Origin of the sequence: Stenotrophomonas sp. As-7 (assembly GCF_030291015.1) — a bacterium.
Lineage (GTDB): Bacteria > Pseudomonadota > Gammaproteobacteria > Xanthomonadales > Xanthomonadaceae > Stenotrophomonas > Stenotrophomonas lactitubi.
Window position 1 is genome coordinate 2,363,155 of the sequence record NZ_CP127405.1, and the last position, 21,428, is coordinate 2,384,582.

Here is a 21,428-nt window from a genome sequence, read left to right on the forward strand (position 1 = left end):
TTTCCCCTCCCAATCCATTTAATTTATTTAATAAAGTAGATGCCTGGTTAAGACTGCACACTTGCAGTCTTAACCAAGCATCGAAATATGATCTTTCACTGTAAGAGTTTTGGCCAAGTATGGACCAAGCAATGAAGTTGCAAGTCCATACGTGCTAAAACGGTTTTATGGTGAACTAAATAAATAAGCTTTTTTATTCTTTTCTGCTGCAATATTAAATTTTCATGCCTGAAGTGGGCTTATCTTGCTTTGGGTTTGACTGGCTTAACTCCTGTATCCTTGAAGCAGATAAAGATTTAAATGTTGTCTGCTGTGCTGTCACCTTTTGATCTACAATCTGTTTCACTTCAGGATTGTTCGTATAGCGTTTTACATACTGATCACCATAGCGGGCTTTTACTTCTCTAATTTTTAACTCTACATTCGAATTGCTATAAATTCCTGTCGCATAGGTTTCACCTTTTTTAGTAGTTTGACCTGTAATTTTAATTTCAGCGTCTTTAGGTAAATTAGTGCTTTTGAATAAGCCGTCTTTTTGACTGTAGGCTTCATTCAGATTGATATAGTCACCTTGAGCAACTGATAGCCCATTTGCAGACTTAGCAAAATCCGCACCCAATTTACCTTCTATTTTTAGCTGTATTCGGACTTGTTTAGTTATTTCGTGCTTATCTAACTCTAATTCCTTACGGCTTAACTGGGCTTCATCAGCTTGATTATTGAAGTTCTTAACTTCGCTAGTTTTGTATGCTCCTTGATCGTCCACAACCTTATTTTCAAGATTTAATAATTGCTCTTTAACTTCACTATAAATTTGCAAGGCAATATCTTCTGACTGTTGTGGGTCATGATCTGTAACCCGCTTTACGAGCATCATTTCATTTTCAGTAACATTAATTAGCTCAAGGCAATCTCGGCTCTGACGAAACAATACTAAATTGAGCTTGCCACTTACTTTAATCTTTTTATCTATATAGCCGTCCTGTTCGACAAAATCATCTTTAGCAATCAGTAGGCTGCTAGTTAAACCGCTAACTATTTTTACGTCCATTTTTCACCTGTTTTTTCAATTCTTAAAAATTCAGATTTTTTAGAAAATACCACTATAGGGTATGCCCTAACCGGACGTCAGGACAGCCTACCCAGAAACGTCCGGATAGACTCCATCGCTTAATTTATTGACACAAGCTGCGCAAGGTCATAGATTTATTCCTGACACTTTTCTGTTTGGGGGCATCTTGCAAGGTCAACGTATCGGCTACGTCCGGGTCAGCAGCTTCGACCAAAACCCGGAGCGGCAACTGGAACAGGTCGAAGTCGGAAAGGTATTCACCGACAAGGCATCGGGCAAGGACACCCAGCGCCCGGAACTTGACTCGCTGCTGGCCTTCGTGCGCGAAGGAGATACGGTGGTGGTGCACAGCATGGATCGCTTGGCCCGCAACCTCGATGACCTGCGCCGCCTTGTGCAAAAGCTGACCAGGCGCGGTGTGCGCATCGAGTTCGTCAAAGAATGCCTGACCTTCACCGGTGAGGATTCGCCGATGGCGAACTTGATGTTGTCGGTCATGGGCGCGTTCGCCGAGTTCGAGCGAGCATTGATCCGCGAACGGCAGAGGGAAGGCATCGCGCTCGCCAAACAGCGCGGAGCTTACAGGGGCCGCAAGAAAGCGCTTTCGCCCGAACGCGCCGCTGAACTTCTGCAACGCGTCAAGGCCGGCGAACAAAAGGCAAAGCTGGCCCGTGAATTTGGCATCAGCCGCGAAACGTTGTACCAGTACCTGCGCGAAATTGGAGCTTAACGTGCTTAATTTTCCGTTTTCTGAGACGACCCCTCCACGGTGGGCCGCTCACCGCCGGCGACGAGGTCATCGGCGGCGTTATGCACATCCAACTCGGTCAGGCCACGGGCCATGCGGGTCTCCTGGGTTCAAACTTACGGCGGCAGGCGCTGTACTTCCGATAATGTAGAATTATCGGAATACGATGACTCAATCTGTAATGAGGGATACATACTACATATGAAAAGCATCCCTTCATTGACCGTTGATCGGCTCCCTAGCCTGCCCGATCCTGCACAGCTGTCTGCTGGGGCGGCCGCCGCCGCCGACCAGATCGTGGCGGCGGCGCGCAGTGCCAACACCATGCGCAGCTACCGTACGGCCCTACGCTACTGGGCCGGCTGGTATCAAGGACGCTACGGTCAGGCGCTGCGCCTGCCGCTGCCGGCGGCAGCCGTCGTGCAATTCATCGTCGACCACCTGGCTCGCGATACCGCCGAGGGCCTGCGCTGGGAGTTGCCGGCCGCACTGGATCACGCACTGGTGACAGCCAAGCTGAAGAGTCAACCCGGACCCTGGCGGCTGGCCACCCTCACTCATCGCGTCTCGGTGCTGAGCAAGGTCCATCAGCTGCAGCAGCTGGCCAACCCCATCGACAGCGCAGAGGTGCGGCAGCTGCTGGCCAGCGCCCGCCGCGGCGCGCACAAGCGCGGCGAGCGCCCGCACAAAAAGGCCGCAATTACCCGGATCGAGCTGCAGGCGCTGCTGGCCACGTGCGGCGACGATTTGGCCGGGGTGCGTGATCGGGCCCTGCTCTACTTCGGCTTTGCCAGCGGCGGCCGCCGTCGCAGTGAGGTGGCGGCGGCAAGTCTGACTCATCTGCGTCAGCTGCCCGACGGCGGATTCGTCTACCACCTGGACCAAGGCAAGACTCTCCAGAGCGGCCCCAAAGTCGGTGACAGTCCGGACAAGCCGCTGCTGGGCGCGGCTGCGACCGCGCTTCAGGCCTGGCTGGACGCCGCCCAGCTCACCGAAGGGGCGCTGTTCCGCCGGGTCTGGGGAAAGCGGATCGGTTCGGCGCTGAGTGATCGAGCCATCGCGCTGATCATCCAGCGCCGCGCGGCGCTGGCTGGCCTTGAAGGCGATTTCGGCGGGCACAGCCTGCGCTCGGGGTTTGTCACCGAGGGCGCCAGGCAGGGCGTGGCACTGCCCGCGCTAATGGCCATGACCGATCACCGCTCGGTGGCCAGTGTGATTGGCTACTACCAGCATGGCCGTGTGGCCGAAAACCCGGCCGCGCACCTGCTGGAGGAGCGCTGATCGCCTATGGCGGGCGCAGCCGTTGCCGCCGCAGGCGCCCGTCTGCAGGGTACCCAAGTCTGCCGGCTCGATTGTAGGCGTGCCGCAGTACAATCGGACGCAGCACCATGTGCGCGGAGTTCGCACTGAAGGAGGGCGGGGGGATGGATCCATCTGGTTTCCTGCACCAAGACTACGTTGGACGTGACTTCGAACGTTTGGTGACGAAGCGCCACGTCGCTGTCGGAGAGGTCATCGTCCGGCACAGTCCCACCGACCTTGACCAGCACGCTGCCAAGCGGCAGGTTGACGTCCACTTCGTTCAACGACCTGCCCTCGCCATCTTCACTGCGAACTGCCCTGCGCCTTGGGCAGCCTTGATGCGGCGCTGGCGGGACGGACGCCGAACACAGGAGCTGATCTGAAAAGCGTGCCCTGAAGGCCCGTCCAGGCGCACCTGCCTGGCATTCAGCGACGCGATACGTTGGCACCGACACACAACTACGAGAACAGGGGAGTTCAGTAATGGAGCGTACGTCGCAAGGGGCGCTGTGGAGAGTATGGGACTTCCACTGCCATACGCCGGCATCGTATCAATGGAGTGGCTCACCCAAATTGCGTGGAGCGGTTGGCGAGGCTAGGCAGGCGATCGTCGAACAGACGGTCCTATCACTGAAGAATGCCGAACCAGATGTCTTTGTGATCATGGACTACTGGACATTCGACGGTTACCTGGCGGTAGCTGATCACGTGCGCCAGCACCCAGAAGAGCTGCCGAACAAGCAGGTCTTCCCCGGTATCGAACTGCGTGTCGAGAGCTCGCTGGACAAGCGGCTCAATGTGCATTTGGTCATCGATCCCACGGTGGAGCGGCAGGTCCTCCAGGACGTTTTGAATGATCTAAAAGTGAGCCTTCGTGCCGGCGAACGAGGGCTGAGCGAGGCATGTCTGATGCAGTACGCTCGGGAGCTGGGTGCAGACAAACTCACCCCTCACGGCTTCGATCCTGCACGTGTAGCCCAAGATGCTGAGTACGCTCTGACGGTCGGGTGGCAAACCGCAATGGTGACGCCTCAGTCTCTGTCCAAGGCGCTGGAGACGCTGGGCTCGCGTGGACTGCTCTTGATGCCCTGGGACACCTATGGCGGCCTTAAAGACATCAAGTCGGGGCCGCACTATGCGGAGGTCAGGCGTCACATGACAGCCGCGAGCATCTTCGAGTGCAAGGACCAGGGCAATCGCGACGCCTTTCATGGCGTCAGGTCGGCTGCCAATGAGAAGTACTTTAATGCGTTCTGGGAAGCGCTGGGGTCGAGCCCGCGCTTGTGTGTGCGCGGCACCGATGCCCACAAGCATGCGGACTACGGCGTGTTTCCGAACGGCATGAAAACGTGGATCAAGGCTGAGCCAACCTTCCAGGGAATGTGCCACGCGATCAAGGAGCCGTCGTTCCGCTCCTACATCGGGGACATTCCGCCCAAACTGGCGCAGGTGAGAGACAACGGCCGCCTCTTCATGAAAGGGCTGACGGTCACGCGCAAGCCATCGGCCACGCTCGCCGAGGCTTGGTTTGACGGCACGGATATTGAGCTGAATCCGGATCTGGTTGCGATCATCGGCAACAAGGGCTCAGGCAAGAGCGGCTTGGCGGAAGTGTTGGCCTTGGCCGGAAATTCCAAAGCCCATGAATACTTCACCTTCTTGATCGATGACCGTTTCAAGAGCGGGGCCACTCAACGAGCCGCAGCATTTGATGCAGCGTTGACATGGTGTAACGACGACGTCGGGCAAGTGTCGTTGGACCACAGGTTCAAAGAGGATCAACCTGAACGCGTGAAGTACATCTCGCAGGACTACTTCGAGATGCTCTGCAACGATCACATCAACGGACAGTCCGATCAGTTCAGTGCAGAGATTCGGCAAGTGCTTTTCTCGCACTTGGACAGCGCTGACAAGGGCTCGCACGCTGGCTTGGATGAGTACCTCGCGGACAAGGAGCGCCCCACACTGGAGCGCATAAGCGCGCACCGAGTTGCACTCGGCGAGATCAATCGCGCACTCGCTGATCTAGAGCGGCAAGCAAGTGCAGGCCATCTCAATGAACTTAGGGAGCGCCTGGCATCCAAGGAGCTCGAACTCGGCGATCACAACGCCAAGATGCCCGCCGAGGTGCTGAAACCTGAAGTTGGCGGGGATGAAGCATCGCCGGAAGGTGAGCGGCTGAAGGCCATTGCCGAAGAGCTCGCGGCTACAGAGTCGACGCGGCAAAACTCCGAAGCAACCAGGCGCATGCTTGCGTCACGCCGCACCAAGGTGGTCAGCGTTGCGCAGCGCTTGGACGACCATGTCGCATTGGCCACACAGCTAGGGGCGAGCCTAGAAAAGGAGCTGGCAGAAGTGGCTGTCGACATCCGGCCTCTGATCACCGTTGAAGTGAAGTCAGGGCTTCTGCGGGAAGTGGCGGCAGAGGATGCGCTTCACATTGAGCAGCTTGTTAATCGCGAGCTGGAGCATCAAGCCGTTCGCCAGAGACTGGAAGCCGAGCAGAAGCAGCTTCAGGAGAAGCTGGACGGTCCCTCCAAAGCGTACCAGGAGTACCTCACCGCTCGCGCGACGTGGGATCGCGTTCGCGCCCAGATCGTTGGCACGGATGGCCAGACAGACACCGTGGCGTTCTACAAGGCCAGAATTGCAGACCTATCCACCCTGCCCGACCGGTGCAAAGGACTGCAGCAAAAACAGGACGAGATTGTGCGCCAAATTCATAAAGAGCTCCTCTCGATTGCGGATTCGCGCCGACCGCTCTTCAATGGGGTTGAGGAGATTGTAAGGTCAGTGCCTGGTGTAGCTGAAGAACTCAAAGTAGCGTTCCAGAGCGCCCTGTTCTTTGATCGGGCTGCGTTCTTCGACAGCTTCTTTGGACAGGTAAAGCAGAACACGGGCGGCTTCCGGGGCGAGGTGGAAGGCGCATCGAAACTCAACGGACTCCTCCGCTCGATTGACTTCAATGACACAGAAAGTGTTGTTGCTGGCCTCCGATCCGTTCGCAACGAGATCACGCAGAATGGCGACAACGAGCTGCCGTTGCAGCCGATCCTTCGCGCAAAGACTGAGGTGGAGGATTTCTATGACTCCCTGTTCGACCTTCGGAATTTGGAGGCAAAATTCTCTCTGAGCTTGGCAGGCACAAGCATCCAGCAAATGTCCCCAGGACAACGGGGTGCATTGCTGCTGATCTTCTACCTGCTGGTCGACACTGACCCCACCCCTCTGATCCTGGATCAGCCAGAGGAGAACCTCGACAACCAAACGGTCTATTCGATGTTGGTCCCGATCATCCAGCGGGCTAAGCAGACTCGGCAAATCGTGATGGTCACCCACAATGCCAACTTGGCCGTCTGCTGTGATGCTGAGCAGATCATCCATGCGGAGTTTGATCGCGCTGCCGGCTTCGCTTTGCGTTATCAAAGCGGGGCGATTGAGAGCATGGAACTGAATCGGTCGGTACTCAACGTGCTTGAGGGGACCACTCCAGCATTTGAGAATCGGCAGGCAAAGTACCTGCATTGATGGAGGCACCGGCGCTCGCTGCCTTGCGAGCGTCGGCTGACCCACACCCAATTCCCGGTGCATTTCAAGGTAGAAAATCCGGCGTTCTACGGCACCCTGGAGTTCGCAAGGGACCCGTGTTTCATGGCGAATTCTTCCGGGGTTTTCCATCCTAGTGCACTGCGGGGACGTTCCTCGCTATAGAAGCGCGCCACCCTTCGATCTTGCTTCGTGCGTCGGCCACCCTACTCTTGATAACGCACGCTAATCACCCGCGCAAGCCGCTGGGTCATCCTCAACCAAACGCACACCAGCCCTGCAAAGATAGTCACTTTCGTACATTGAACACATGGCGCGTTCCTCGCGAGCAGGGTGCCGTCCCGGGCATCAGGTTGGCGACTGACCAAAAGGACCTGGCTGGTCTGGCACAAGCACAGGCACAGGCACACGACGAGACCTAATCTCCCTAAGTCTTGACACCACTCTTTCATGCTCCCGTCGCCATACTTTGCCTTGATCGCAGCGGCCAAGACCCTTCAAACTTGGATGCCGAAAGTGGATTGGGCAACCGTAGGATGCCCCCCGTTGAAGCAGCGCCCAGTGCGGTCTATCGGTTACGCCATCCAGAATCGCGCGTTGATCGGATCCGCAGAACGCCTCCTGGATCTCCGCGAGCGCGAGAACCCAATGTTGGAATGAACTGATCAGACAGAGCTGCGCCGCGTGCACGCTTGCAAGGCCAAAGTCGGAAACAGTGCTAGCCTCACACGCTCGAGCCAGCCAGCGCTCCATTCGCTCGAACTCGCGCTCCCACTGAAGTCGCCAAAGCGAATAGGCCTGCCCCAAGCAGCACATGTCTGGCTGAATGTAGATCTGCTTGCTCCTCCCATGCCCAAGTCCCCCCATAGCAGCTGTTGCGTATTTCCAACACGCGCCATGACCTCGCAGATAGCGTCGGCGGAGGTGGCGCGCAACGCATCTAAAGAGAAGCTTGTACGGCTGGAGAGTGTCGTCGGCTGACCGCTGGAATTCGGCTTCCAGGAGACGTGTCACCCTGGTGACGTTCGGGATCAACTGGAAGCCTACTGGTGCCGGCTCCATGGCGGCAGCGATTCGTGAATTTGGGTTTAGATCCAGTGATCGCCAGGTCCATGCGGCCCTACCGCTCGGCGATCCGGAGCCCCATAGAGGGAAAGCGCGCCCCGTTCCTGGCTGCTGATAGCCAGCACTGAGTTGGTCACTGTGTGACTGCCAACCCTCCAGCTCATCGAGCGCGATAGCCACAGAGTCAATCTGGCGGCTGTCTCTTAGTGCCGGGGCGGGCAGAGGCAGAAGAGATTCCCCGCAGCGCAGACAAACGAATCCATTGCAGCTCACGCCTTTGGTTTCTAGTGCATTGCCGCAAATCGGACAGCGATCTTGAAGCGACCGGCCATGAATGAAGCAGTTTCGAAAGGTGCGATCTTGCTGATGCCCATAGTGCATGCCGAAACCAATGCACACCGGGCAGTACCGCAATTCAGCCTCAGGGAGCCATCGTCGCGGGTCGGCAAGCATACGAGCCACCTCGCGCAGCTCTTCCTGATCGGCCAAGCACGTGGCTGTACCTGTATCGGGCAAGAGCACCGACTGATCAGCCAGATGGAATCGCCATGCTCGCTTCGTCTTTAGCCAAGCTACGCGGGAGTGATTCAGCCAACCCAAAATCTGAACGATCGACCACGATGAGCAGTAGTCATCGATCAGGAGTCGACTCCAGGCAATCATGCGCGTTCCTGGCGACCGACTCGACTACGGCGGCCGGCAGTGCCTAACGCAGGTGGACTGCGTGCACCATAGTCCGAATCTGCGATTGCTCGTTCCCAGTCACCGCGGGAAAGTACGAGGTCATCGGCATCGCTGGCCTCCGCGTCGAGTCCCACCAACATCAGCGCTTCGGCTATCCATTGCATGCTCACACCCTCTCGCTCTATTGAGCCTCCAGAGCGTGCACGGAACGCCTCAAACATATCGTTGGCACACTTCTCAAGTCGAAATCCGTGGTTGTAGGCACGCGGCCATAGGTACTGGGTGTAGGACCACCCAGATCCCGCCGGATACTCCGTTTCCTCATCGCAACAGCGCAGGCACACCCGAATATCCGTCGCATCCTGCAGGCTTCTGAATTCATTGAGTCGGGACATGAACCTCTCGCTAAGATCAGGCATCTGAACTTTGAGTCTGTCATGCATTGCGCATAGCTGGCTTTGACCAAAAAGGACCACAGTCACCTTGATATCGCGCACGGAGAGCCAATTGACCAATCGCTTCAGCCATCCGAGCTCTTTCGCATGGAGGTTCTGAGCTTCGTCGATCACGAAGAAGAGACGCCTCCCGACGATCGCTAGGGAATAGAGCGCTCGTTCAATCTGATTCCGCTTTCCAGTCAGCGTGCGATCGATGCGCCCCTCATAGCCGATCTCGGACAGTAAGTCCTCAATCAGTGCACCTTCTGCTGGCACCTCCTTGGATGAGGGTTCGTAGACCATGAAACCACAGCCCGGAAACTGAGTGGCCGCAAGCTTTCGCAGAGCAGCTATGCAGGATGACTTGCCAGAAAGCGGGTGGGCCCAGAAGGCAACTGAGGATCGCGCACGCCGAGCTTTGTCGAAAGTAAGTGTGGCCGCCTCCCTTACGACAGGTGTAGCAAGTACCGCATTCGCTCTCAGAAGCGGATGATCGGCGAGTAGATCTGGATAGGTTGCGCGGATAGCCGCCACATTGTCATGAGCGTACATAAGAACCTCACGTTTTCCCAATGACGCTGAAGTCAATTGTTGTTGGCTTGCGAATTCGGCGCACAAGCTGCCGCGTGGATTCGCGTGTCGAGTGGGTGGTTTGCGACTGCTCAGAGCTATAGCCTTTGCGAGCCTCCTCGGCCACGATGGAGGCCGCCCGAGTCACCCGGACAGACTTCTCGTTAGCTTCTAGTGCAGATTGCTCCTGGCCTATCAGAAATACTTGGGCTGGATGTTGGTCCAACATGTCGTGCGCGCTCTTTATTTTTGCCTTGAGCAAGCGCCGCATTTCGCGCGAATGAGGGTGTTGCCATCGGGAGGATATCGGCATCAGTTCATCCAAGCCTTCGCCCTCTGCGGTGTAGGCTTGAACAACTGAAATGTCATTAGGATCAGCGTGAATGCGGATCTTCTTGCCAACCAGCTCCCACCGCGCCGCTAGCTTCTGGGATGAATACTCAACCGACGCGTAGGTGATATACGGAAGCCTGCCTTTCGCTTGACTGCCACGCACAGTAGGCCTGCAGATCTCGAGCCTCAGTGGCAGGGGCATGGAGTCACGGGACGGGCAAAGCGGCGGCAGCGCCCCCTTGGTGCTGGAAAAATAGTCCAGCAGCTGCTGTGCGGGGCTGCACCCGTAATTGGCCTCCGTAGGCTTGTTGTTCCACAGTCCGACGGCCTTGTCCATTCCGCGCATGATGTCCTCCATGGAAATTTTCATACGCACAGCTGCACTCTCTGGGTGGAACCGGCGAGTGTCTACAGGATTGTTACCCGTTGTTGCGCGTGAACGATGAAATACCTCTCGCGCCATCCAGCTGAACACACGTTCAACCAATGAGCGGCGTTTGGGTCGTCTGAGGGCGCCAAAGCTAACGGAAGCACCGGCGGCCTCACGAATCCTGGCACATACGGAGTCGGACAAGTGGGAGAGTGCGTTGTCAACGAAGAGCGTATCAAAGCCGACTCGAATTCCATCGCGCCTATGATCTCCGGCGTGTGGAAGCAGCGCTTCCTTTGCTTCTGCCGACAAGCACTGGCCTCCAATTGCCGCATCTATGCATTCCAGGAAATCGGCGCTGGATGGCTGGCGACGCACTACGAGATCCCATGCCAAGATGTGGCTCGTATAACGATCCACCACCACAATGAGACTCAATCTGCGACACGGCACATATCTCATGCCTTTGGGCGTTTGAATCCCGACGGAGAAGATGATGTGCGCTTCATGCTCATCTGCCTCTACCGCTTCGAAAGGGGCCTTCACCCTCATCTTCGCCAATGGCGACGTGCCTCGCTTGGAGCGGTCTCGGCTGATTTCCCCGAACTGGAGCAGCGCAACCCTCTGATGGTTGTCTGCAAAGAACCGATGTACGTATCGATCGAGACTAACCCGTCCTTGGCGCTCAACGCAGAACGGCCAATCTGATGGCGCGACCCCTGCTTCCGTGCAGAGTTTCAGAAATACCTGGTGAGCTGTGCGAGGCGTGACCCGCCCCTGATCCTTTCCCGCTGGGGAGATGCCGGTTGCCAGGTACTTTTCTAAGGCAACTCGTATGCTCGGACAAGCAGAAAAGGTGTGCTCAAGTGCACCGGCGTAGCCGCCGTGCGACAGATGCGGCATTGAGCGGACAGGGCGCGCGCGAACATTTGGCTTTGTCCGAATGCCTTTTACCAAACCCATGCAACCCACTAGTCGGCCATCTTGCATCGTTTGGAGGCATCGATTCAGGAACAGCACAATCTGATGGCACTGATAGCCGTAACGCCCCTTGATTTGCGCGACCGAATCGCCGGCCAGGTAGCAAGCAAGTGCAGCCCTTCTGCGGTTCCATACGACTAGATCCTCCGGATCAAGCGCGCTGAAATCAAATGGCGGCCATGCCTCCATGTCTGCAAGCTCTGCAGGCAAGGTTCTTCTTGTGTACCTAAACGCGGCGGCCATGATTGAGCCTCATCAGCCGCGTGTGCGTACACCACGGGGCGGTGTCTAGGTTCGATAGAACCGCGCGTGAGCGCAACGCCAGTACAGCTGCCCCGAGCACAAGCGAAGGGTCATGGGCATCGAGGTCGTTGACAAGATTTCCTAAGGTAGTGATCCGGCGAAGCCGGACGTAGGATTCCACCTCTTCTGCAAGCGGACCTAGATCCATTCCTTGGCAGCGGTGAAACGCTGCGATCGCAGCCCTCCAGTTTCGGATGCGCAGGGACGCGCTAAGTAGATCGCTAACGGCAATTGAGGTGATTGGACGAGCGCAGACTTCCTGAAGCACGGCAATGTTGCCCAAGGTTTTGGGGGAGCCGTCATCCACTACCCGACATTGGGAGGATCCGTCCTCCAGGACAACAACGGCATCAGCAATCGCTTCCTGGCTGCCTATCGAAAGGTCTACTTTTGCTCCCGCGTACTCGGCTCTGTAGACCACTGGATCACCCTCGCAGTAGTAGAACAGGAGCATGCTCAGGTCTCCACTGAGCGTGACAGCGTGGCTGGCGATTGGCGACTTAAGATGCCAGAGGTTCGCAGAGTTACTGGTGCGCGCCGCCCTCACGCCCAAGAACTGTTTTCGCGCTCGCGTCGCCAAGCTCATCTGAAAAGATCCAGCCCAAGCCTCACCAAGTCAAGCTTCTGCGGCTGTCGATGAGGGCGAGACTGATATCACGGTCAGGATCTGTCGTGACGCAGGTCGCCTGCTTGATCGCCAGGCCCTGAGAGTCGGCTGCAACCGTACTCCTAGAGTGTCCGCCTGACAATTATCCCGGTGAAATTGGTAGGTCTAGGTATGGAATTAGTTGCAAATTCCGGACTAGATACACTTTTAGTGGAAAGAGTCACCTGTTCATACTCCCTCCTTACAGACTCAATGTCCGGCAAGCAGCTGTTTCGCGGTGCCGGGCTGGCTACGGAAACAGTTGTCCCGTCACTAATTTGATCGCATGTGATTGACGTTGAGAAGTTGCCAGGGAAACAGAGGAAACTCGCCCTGTCTGGTTCGGAAACCCGCCCGCAATTCGTAGGATCCACGGATAGGCCTCCCCATATTTGCTCGAACTACGAAAAAGACCCCCCGAATTCCATTCAAGTCCGTCAGCCAGCATGCCGCGCGTTTCGGCATCGAGCTGATGTTGCCGGTACCCGAAGCCACAGTGCTGCAGTTCGTGGTCGACCATTTTCAGCGCCGCTCGCCCGACGGCGTACTGGCATGGGAGCTGCAGCCAGCGGTCGACCGAGCCTTGGTGGCCGCTAGCCTCAAGGCCAAGCTCGGCCCGTGGACTTTGGCCACTGTGCGCCATTGCGTTGCCGTGCTGTCCACCCCGCACCCACTCAAGCAAGTGGCCAATCCCTGCGAGCAGCCGGCGATCCGCACCGTGCTCAGTCGCGCGCCCCGGGCCGCGGTCAAGCGCGGCGAGCGCCCTCGCAAGAAGACTGCGATCACCCTAGCCGAGCTCGAAGCCATGTTGGCCACGTGCGACGATAGTCTGGAAGGAATGCGGGATCGCGCCCTACTCTGCTTCGGGTTTGCCAGTGGCGGGCGCCGGCGCAGCAAGATCGCCGCCGCCGACCTTCGCGACCTGCGTCGGATCGGCGACCAGGGCTACATCTACCGGCTCGAGCACAGCAAGACGCAGCAAGCCGGCGTCACGGCCACGTCGACGCCGGACAAGCCGGTCCTGGATCGGGCCGCCCTCGCCCTGCAGGATTGGTTGGAAGCGTCTGGGGTCACCGAGGGGGCGATTTTCAGAAGGCTATGGAAACAGCGCGTCGGCCCTGCCCTGTCCCCGGCTGCGGTTGGTGAAATAGTGCAGCGACGGGCGCGCCTGGCCAGATTGGAAGGGGATTTTGGCGGGCACAGCCTGCGGTCGGGGTTTGTAACCGAAGCGAGTCGCCAAGGCGTGGCGCTGCCTGCCATCATGCAGTTGACCGAATACCGGTCGGTGTCAAGTGTTGTGGGGTATTTCCAGACGGGCGGTGCCACGGCGAATCCCGCTGCTCGGCTTCTGGAAGACTGATCGATCCTAGCTTCTCGATTCCGGTGCATATTTGCTAGAAGCGGGCATCCAGGCCAGATAAGTACGCTACCTTTGTATCAAGGAAAGCCCTCTATGTGCGACAGGGGGCAAGGGGATAATCCGTGTACCTGGCACAACTCGAAATTACCAATTTCAGAAAGCTCAAGAAGGCCGGATTGCATTTCCAGAAGGGCTTGAACGTCCTGGTCGGAGCCAACAACGCGGGTAAAACCGCCGTCGTCGACGCCTTGCGAGCCCTGCTGGCCGGACACGACGAGCCCTACCCCCGTCTGGATGCCGAAGACCTCCACCGACCGAAAGTGGGTGACCCGGAGGGTGAAATTGTCTTCCACTACGTGTTCCGCGACCTCAGCGCGGACGACGAGGCCGATTTCCTGGCGGCTCTAAAGCCGGACGCGGACGGGAACATGGAGGCGCACATCACCATCCGTTACTCGGATGCGGACAAGACCGGGAGGCTGCGCGCCAAACGCTGGTGCGGCAACCATGAAGAGGTGGGGCTGACCACGGACATGATGGAGAATCTGCGCGGCGTTTACCTACCGCCGCTGCGCGATGCGTCACAGGGCTTGAAGCCTAACCGCACCAGCCAGCTGTCGCGCCTGTTTCAGCTCCTTGCCACCGACGCCGGGAAGGATGGGATCAACAACGCATTGAAGGAACTCGACGAGGCGCTAAAGAAGCACCAGCCGGTCGTCAGTGCCCATACGGCGATCAAGGGCCGGCACCACGCGATGCTTGGCCCGCAGCTGGCGCAGGCGCTGGACCTCGGTCTGAGTGGCAGTGATTTCCAGCGCCTAGCCTCGCGCCTGTCGCTCATGGTAGATGCCTTCGAGATCGAGCAGAACGGCCTAGGCTTCAACAACCTGATCTTCATGGCTGTGGTGCTCAGCGAACTCGCCAAGAATCCGGAGGCCAGCTACCGCGGCCTCATCATTGAGGAGCCGGAGGCACACCTGCACCCTCAGCTGCAGGCAGTCTTGCTTGGCTACCTCGGAACGATCAAGGCCGCCGAAGGCGAAAAGTCCGTGCAGTTGTTCGTCACCAGCCACTCGCCGAACTTCGCCAGCATCGCCGATCTCGACAGCCTCGCTTGCCTCGTCGACCCCGGGGAAGGCGTCGAGACCTTCTTCCCCCGCACGATCTCATTCGGCAAGGGCAAGCGAGAGAAGCTGGAGCGCTACCTAGACGTGACCCGCGCTGAGCTATTCTTCGCCCGCAGGGTGATCTTCGTCGAGGGCGCCGCCGAATTAATGCTGGTGAGCGTGCTGGCCGAAAAGGCTGGCTATACGCTGCGCGAGCACGGTGTCAGCCTAATAAGTGTCGAGGGACTGAACTTTGACTCGTTCCTCCCGCTGTTCGGTGCCACGGCGCTGAAGATTCCCGTGGCCGTCATCACCGACGCAGACCCCGCAGCTAACGCCGCCGAAGACGAGGAGCCGCAGGCGCTGTACCCGGCGCCCGGTGAACCGGTGCAAGTATCGGACAACACGGCAAAAATGAAGGAACGCGAGGACGACTTCGTCAAGGTCTTCCACGGGCTTAAGACGCTCGAATACGACCTGGCGCTGCACGCCGACAACCGCATGGCGATGTTGGCAGCGCTCAAAGAGTTGCACCCGAAGATCGCCATGAACCTATCTGCGAAGGTCGACGCTGTAGAGGGTGACGCTCTCAAGGCGCGCACCCTTTTCAGCGGTATGTTTGAGCGATCCCAGAACAACGTGCAGAAGGGCCGCTTTGGCCAGGTACTCGCACAGCTGTTCGCCGATGGCGCTGCCTGCGTCGTGCCGGAATACATCGGTAATGCGATCGCCCACGCCTGTCAGGGCGGTAAAGCCGCACCGGCTGCGCCCGCCGCCGCTGTTCGGGACGAGCCCGTCGAGCAATGATCGAGTCATCTGCCGAACAGTTTCAGATCATTGGTGCACCAATCGCGCCGATGTCCGTGATCGCCTGCGCCGGTAGCGGCAAGACGTTCACCGCGGTACGGCGACTCGCAGAGATGCGGCGACAGTTGGGCGATCAACGTGGGCGCATTGCGCTATTGTCTTTCTCCAATATCGCCGTTAACACGTTCCGGCGTGAGTACCAAAATCTGATCCGGAGCGAATTCGCCGGAATTGCCTACGGCCGCGTCGAGATCGACACGCTGGATGGTTTCATCACCAGCAACGTGCTGTGTCCACACGCCTACCGGACGATGGGATGCGATCGGGCCCCCTTTCTAGTCGCCGGTACCGAGCCATTCCTGCGGAACAGAGACTTCAAGTTCTGGGCGGAGCCAGTCGGCAGGCCGGCGTTTCCCGTACGCCCGACCGACCTCCACAAGATCGTGGTCAACTTTCAGGCGGGTCGCCCGAGGTACGACCTTCGATCGCAGAACACACTTATCCCAATCAACAATGGCGCAACCGTCATTTCGAGGCTCGGCGCTCTCGGAGCGTACACCCACGATATGGGGCGTTACTGGTGCCATCGCACCCTCGCAAGGCAGCCCGGCGTTCTACGCGCCTTGGCGCGACGATACCCGCATATCCTGATCGACGAGGCGCAGGACGTCGGCACCGTACATCAGGCCATCATTGAACAGTTGATCGGCGCCGGCTCGCAGGTTTCGTTGATTGGCGACCCTAATCAGGGCATCTACGAGTTCGCTGGCGCCGACGGAACCTTCCTGGCGCGGTATGGTCAGCGGGCAGGCGTCACATGTCTCGGGCTCACAAGAAACTACCGATCCGTACCCGCAGTTCTGGATCTGGCCAATCGACTCTCCGCGCGCGCAGATGCTGCACACAGGGTCGCACCCGAGACAACGCACGGCGCCTTCTTCGCACCATATCGCAATACCGATGTAGAGAACCTTGTTGCCGCTTTCCAAGCCGCGGTGCTGGCAGCGGACCTAAAGGTCGAACGATCAGCCGTGCTTTGCCGTGGCCGAACAATGGCAGACAAACTTTCCGGAAGCGAAGGCGCCCCGGGCCAAGGAACAGTTAAGGGATTCGCGCAGGCCGCGATTTTACGCGACCGCAATAAGGACTACCGCGGCGCATTCAAGCTGGTGGTAGCAGGAATCGTGGGCTTGTTGGCCGATCCTCCGCACGGGCTTGCCGCCCGGATCGCTCAGCCCGCCCGTTCTTCGGACGACCGCGCGCTACGGCGGATAATCTGGGCGTTCACCCGCGACCCGGAGTCGGGATTGCCTGCCGCCACACTGACAGCGAATGCACAATGGCACAAGCTGATGCTGGAAAGGACTCGGGCACTGTTGGCAAAAACTGCGCAGCTCCACGGACTAGTGAGTATCGGGAACCTGGGCAATAAGCTCGCCAGGACAGGATTACCAAATGCACCAATGATCGCCGCTGCCGATCTCGCAGCTAATGCTGCGGCGCGCATCCGTGCGGACACAGTCCACCAGGCCAAGGGCGAAAGTCTAGACGCAGTGCTGTATCTGACCGCCAAGAAGGAACACGCTAGTGCGCTCCTGGCTGGCGTGGACACAGAGGTCGGAAGAATCGGCTACGTTGCGGTGACCCGTGCTCGCAATTTGATCTGGCTGGGCGTTCCCGCCAACTCATTGGAGGAATTGCGCCCTGTGCTTATCTCTCGCGGCTTCCAGGAAGCCGGAGCTGCGGAGCAAGCGTAGGCGCCGCAATCGAATCTCGCGGTCTGCAAGTTGTGCATTAACGCGCCTCAGCAGATGCCCCAAACCGGGACCTGATCAACCGTTTGCAGCCAACTTCAATACGCACCCCATGAACAAATCAATCAATTCCAAGCTCCGCGCTTCCCACATCATCCGCCTAGTCGAAGGTATTCGGGTAATAGGGCCTGATTTCGAACGTTTTGGTGGCCTGTTCATGGAGCAGCTACTCGGAATTCCGCTAACTCATCGGGGCCTGAACGTCCTTGGTTTCCCGGTCGGCGGCGATGTCGATACTACTTCCCCGGACGGAAAGTGGGTGGCGGAGTACTCGGCGGAGACAGGCTACTTTTCCAAGGGCATGGCCAAGGCGGTGAAAGATTTGGATCACGCACTGGCGAAAAAGCCAAAAGCTCAAGAGATTGTGTTGCTCTCGGCCCAGAAGCGGGTGAAGACTACCGAAAAAGTCTTCATGGCGGGGCTCAAGAATCGCTCCGACGTGCAGGGACGTACCGTCCAGGTATGGGATTCTGAGGAAATCGCCACCAAGATCGTCGACCATCTCCTGACAAGCGACCGGGCGGTGAGCCTCCTCAGCCCCTACTTACCAGTGTTGGAGCAGTTGCGGGACGAGCAGGCCGCCACTTTGCAAGTTCCATCGCCTGGCGAGGGCGCTTTGGACAGACCGGCCATCGACGCAGCTTTCGAAGCCGAGCTTGCGAAATCTCCCTGCCTGATCGTCTCCGGCCACGGCGGCGCCGGGAAGTCCATCGCTGCAGCTGCGTTCGCAAAGCGGCATTTCGATGCCTACCACAACCAGCTTTGGCTCAAGGGCACGGACGTTCCATCCGTCGAGAGTCTGAACGCGGTCGCCATGGTCCGGGCTGGCGACAGCCGCAACGTCGCCTATCTGCTGAAGTCGCGCCCTACTCTGCTCATCATCGACGACGCCGATCCGGGACTGGCGCTCGATCAACTGGCAGTGCTGTGCGGGCAAGGATCACACATCATCGTTACGTCCCGCCGGGACGGGGGGTACGTGCCACCGCCATTCGACGAGGCCGAAGCATGCGAGGTGGTGAATCGCGACACAGCTGAGCCATGTCCGGACGAAGTCTTCCAAGAGATTTGGGACGCTGTCGAAGGCCACCCTCTCACCTATGGCCTGATTAACGGCGCCGTCCGGAGCGGTACAAGCTGGGCCGACATTCGCGAAGACTGCCGGGTCATCGGGCAGCTTCCGGACAGATCCGACCGTCTTGCCGATCGACTGCTGGCTCGCGCCCTGAACTCCATGGACCGGGAGCTAGCCTTCTTTCTGTGGGTCGGAAAACCTGACTGCGACCGGGGCTTCGCCACTCGGGTCCTAAGCCCTGTCGGCTTACGGAAGCTCAGCGACGCCTGCCTTACGACGCCTGACCGACCTAATGTCGTGCGCCTCCACGAAGTTGTCTTCGCGAGCCTTCAGGCGCTCCAGATCCGGCTACTCCACGCCGCGGGTGAATTCACCAATCAACTGGCGGCGTACATCGAGGAGGTAGCCACATTGGGAGACAGCCTCCCGTTCTGGACCGTTTCGCGGAGCTTGGCTGTCCGGATCCGGACAGCGATCACCTCAGACGAGCGACCATCGGCATTCGTGTATGCGCTCCTTGAGACCAGCCCACCGGAAGCCCTTGACCCCGCCCTGCTCGAAGACCCATCCATCATTGTCGATCGCGTTGTCGCGACATCCGGCCGCAAAGCACGCGCGATCGACACAATGGCTGTCATTGAAACAATCGAAGCTGGCTATCTCTACCGCAAGGCCCTGGATGGGAAGGAAGCCGCTGAGACGGCGCTAAGGTCAGAGATGCCTGTCTTCGATCGCCTCGAAACCACTTTCCTGCTCACTCTCCGACAACGCGCGGAGATGAAGCACCACCGGGGCAAGGCGTTGCTCCGGCTCGGCGACAAGCGCGCAGCTATCGCGTGCTTCGAAGCTGTACTAGCCGGTCCGTGCCCGCTGAACGAGTCGCGCCTGCAGCTCGTAAAATTGTTGGTCGGTGATCCCGGAAAGGCAGCAGAGGTCGCGACTATGACTCGCGCCCTTCTAAAGGGATATGGCGGGCGCGGCGGCGTGACGACCTCAGTCTTCTTAGCCACAATCGAAAGCCTCCCATGGCGCGCTGAACCTTGGCGAGAGGAACTCATCAAAGCGCATGGCCCCACGATCGAGGCGGTGTTAGTTCGTCTGACAAATCTCGGCATCGGTCAGGCCTATCGGGCACTGGCGTCGATCGGAAGATATTGGGCCCGTCGTGATTCCCAAGCTTTTGTACGCGTCTTCGATGCAGTGCCCCCCAGGGACCCGGACGGGGCCGAAGAGGATGGCGATCTTTTTGCCTATGGCGAACTGCTGCACGAAGCTAGTCACCTGAAGCCAGACGACCGCGCCGAGTTGCAGGCGCGCGCTTTGGCGACTTATGAAGCCGTCAAAAGCTTAGATAGCTATCGGACGCAGCGTACTGCCGAGCTTCTCATCGAGATGGACCGGCCTCAGGAAGCCCTCGACCTCCTCGAACCCCTGCCTAAGATCTCGGAATGCCCCTTCGGCCAGTATCGATTGTCGCGCGCTTATCTGGCGGCCGGTCGGCCGCGCAATGCGAAGGCTGCAGTCGATAAGGCACTGCAGCTCCTTACAAAGGAGTCTTTCCGCCCGGAGTTCGAGATCCAAGCTCGCAAAGTCGAGGTGGCCTTGGCTGCGATGAACGAGTGACAGCTAGCGCTCCCAGCGGCAGGAAAGAATGGCGCAAGGTTGCAATCATCCTTGTTCTGTAAACTGAAAATACCGCATGAGCGACGGTCGATAGGCCTCCCTTCCCTGCCCCCGATAAATCTTCCTATTTCCGGACACGCTTTCGGCCTTGAGTTCAACCGATTGAATTTCGGTGCTAAAATTTTTCGCACGTCACCAGCCAACCAACAACCCAAAGAATAAACATCGTTATGGACATATTCGAAACCCACAAAGGACTTGGAAATAGGAAGCTGCATGACAAGTTCCTTCTGCTGAAAAATGAAATCCTCCTCGGTAGAGAGAGGCAGGTACTTCAAGAATGGGCTAACGGATTTGAAGATCGCGACAACAAGATGCGTATCGAATTCCAAACCACATTCCATTCGACCCTCTGGGAACTCTATCTATTCCAGGCACTTAAGAGCCTAAATTTGAAAGTGGACTGGACAAGGAATCGCCCAGACTTCGTTGTAACCGAACCCTGCGAATTTTACGTAGAAGCTGTTGTTTCAGAAATCAAAAAGGACGGGCGCGCGGAGTCCAGCCGGAACCTCGATGACATCTACAGCATGGTGACAGCACCATGGGAAGATCCCGATCACGATGAAGTTATGCGGGAGGCCATCACCAGATATTCGAACTCTATAAGCGCAAAAAAGAGAAAGTACATCAATGAGTACTCGGGCCTGGATTGGGTTAAGCCAGACGCGCCATATGTAATTGCGATTTCCTCCTACGCGCAAGTCAGGTATGGGAAAGAGTACCACTACCCAATGCTGGCGCTTCTCTATGGGATGTACTTTGACAGCGAAATAAGGACTTACCGGGGACGGGATGGAATCGTAAAGCCAGGGACCGATTCGAGCATCCCGATCAGAATATTTGACGATGAAGATATGCGCTGCGTGTCAGCCGTAGTTTTTTCCTGCACTGTGACACTAGGCAAGTTGACGTCGCTGGCAATTTCAAAGAACGATATCCCGCACCCAACAAACTCAGTGTTCCTGATAAGAGAGGATAATGAGCATCCGAAGTTTAAAATCCAGATAGTCTCTGCTGATAGTCCAGAGGACCACTTTGATGGCTTGTTTGTATTTCATAACCCAAACGCCACCAACCCTCTCCCGCTGAGTCTTTTCGAGGGGACCTCCGCAATTCAGGTGACGCACGATGGACGCGGAGTAGCATTCCAAGGTGGCAATTTACCTCTCGTGGCGAGGCTTAATATGTCAAAACTGGTTGCTCCGGAAGCAGTCATGCAGCTTCTCATGAAGGAAGCATTCGAAAGCTTCAATAGATAGGGACAGGAGACCTATGGCCAAGGCCGCGCGATTGGTACGTGACGTCAGGAGTGGGCGCTTTCGGTCGGTGGCCAATCGCCGCGGGGTCAATCGCCATTAGAGGACGTCCGCTCACATCCCACTTGGAAGCGATCCGACCAAAATCGGCCAAATTTAATGATGTGGATGCCGCACTCCCTGCCTGGTGCGGAGGTTCAGGCGATCTCATTCTGCTGAAAGTGCGCATTCTTTCTTGTCTTTGTCGTTACGTCGATCGGCTGAATC

Annotated in this window: 11 protein-coding genes and 2 pseudogenes; 8 read left to right on the forward strand and 5 right to left on the reverse strand. The window is 57.7% G+C overall.

The features are described 5' to 3' along the window. Positions 1 to 214 precede the first annotated feature (214 nt). Positions 215 to 1,051 (reverse strand): hypothetical protein, encoded by an 837-nt coding sequence (locus QP457_RS10990; protein ID WP_240196383.1) that lies wholly within the window; start codon positions 1,049 to 1,051, stop codon positions 215 to 217. A 187-nt stretch (positions 1,052 to 1,238) separates the two neighbouring features. On the opposite strand from QP457_RS10990, the gene QP457_RS10995 reads away from it, so the two are divergent. From QP457_RS10995 to QP457_RS11005, 3 genes are all read left to right on the forward strand, one after another. Next, positions 1,239 to 1,802 carry a recombinase family protein gene (locus tag QP457_RS10995; RefSeq protein WP_003799980.1) on the forward strand — a complete coding sequence of 188 codons (564 nt, stop codon included), beginning with the start codon at positions 1,239 to 1,241 and terminating at the stop codon, positions 1,800 to 1,802. A 219-nt stretch (positions 1,803 to 2,021) separates the two neighbouring features. Beyond that, positions 2,022 to 3,101: a site-specific integrase gene (locus tag QP457_RS11000; RefSeq protein WP_240196384.1), complete on the forward strand. Its 1,080-nt coding sequence runs from the start codon at positions 2,022 to 2,024 to the stop codon at positions 3,099 to 3,101. 504 nt (positions 3,102 to 3,605) lie between these two features. Then, a complete protein-coding gene (locus QP457_RS11005; RefSeq protein WP_205404090.1) occupies positions 3,606 to 6,650 on the forward strand; it encodes a TrlF family AAA-like ATPase in 3,045 nt (1,014 codons plus the stop codon). 86 nt (positions 6,651 to 6,736) lie between these two features. On the opposite strand, the pseudogene QP457_RS11010 reads toward QP457_RS11005, so the two are convergent. The 4 genes and pseudogenes from QP457_RS11010 to QP457_RS11025 form a co-directional block, all read right to left on the reverse strand. After that, a pseudogene (locus QP457_RS11010) lies at positions 6,737 to 6,870 on the reverse strand (integrase core domain-containing protein); the annotation flags it as partial. A 1,522-nt stretch (positions 6,871 to 8,392) separates the two neighbouring features. Next, the gene (locus QP457_RS11015) at positions 8,393 to 9,406 is read right to left on the reverse strand and encodes an ATP-binding protein (RefSeq protein WP_205404091.1); all 1,014 of its coding nucleotides are present in this window, start codon (positions 9,404 to 9,406) and stop codon (positions 8,393 to 8,395) included. A 7-nt stretch (positions 9,407 to 9,413) separates the two neighbouring features. Further along, entirely contained in the window at positions 9,414 to 11,351 is a 1,938-nt protein-coding gene (locus QP457_RS11020) for a hypothetical protein (RefSeq protein WP_205404092.1), read from the reverse strand. After that, complete coding sequence (locus tag QP457_RS11025) at positions 11,335 to 11,865, reverse strand: hypothetical protein (RefSeq protein WP_205404093.1); 531 nt, start codon at positions 11,863 to 11,865, stop codon at positions 11,335 to 11,337. Before QP457_RS11025 ends, QP457_RS11020 begins: the two co-directional genes overlap by 17 nt. Positions 11,866 to 12,502: 637 nt before the next feature. Here QP457_RS11025 and QP457_RS11030 point away from each other — a divergent pair. From QP457_RS11030 to QP457_RS11050, 5 genes and pseudogenes are all read left to right on the forward strand, one after another. Continuing rightward, positions 12,503 to 13,417, forward strand: a pseudogene (locus QP457_RS11030) (site-specific integrase); the annotation flags it as partial. Between the two features lie 122 nt (positions 13,418 to 13,539). Next, positions 13,540 to 15,330, forward strand: coding sequence for an ATP-dependent endonuclease (locus QP457_RS11035; protein WP_205404094.1), 1,791 nt, complete (start codon positions 13,540 to 13,542; stop codon positions 15,328 to 15,330). After that, a complete protein-coding gene (locus QP457_RS11040; protein WP_205404095.1) occupies positions 15,327 to 17,087 on the forward strand; it encodes an ATP-dependent helicase in 1,761 nt (586 codons plus the stop codon). The genes QP457_RS11035 and QP457_RS11040 overlap by 4 nt, the downstream gene beginning before the upstream one ends. A gap of 109 nt (positions 17,088 to 17,196) precedes the next feature. Then, complete coding sequence (locus tag QP457_RS11045) at positions 17,197 to 19,842, forward strand: hypothetical protein (RefSeq protein WP_205404096.1); 2,646 nt, start codon at positions 17,197 to 17,199, stop codon at positions 19,840 to 19,842. 230 nt (positions 19,843 to 20,072) lie between these two features. Continuing rightward, complete coding sequence (locus QP457_RS11050; protein WP_205404097.1) at positions 20,073 to 21,164, forward strand: hypothetical protein; 1,092 nt, start codon at positions 20,073 to 20,075, stop codon at positions 21,162 to 21,164. The last annotated feature ends 264 nt before the right edge of the window (positions 21,165 to 21,428 follow it).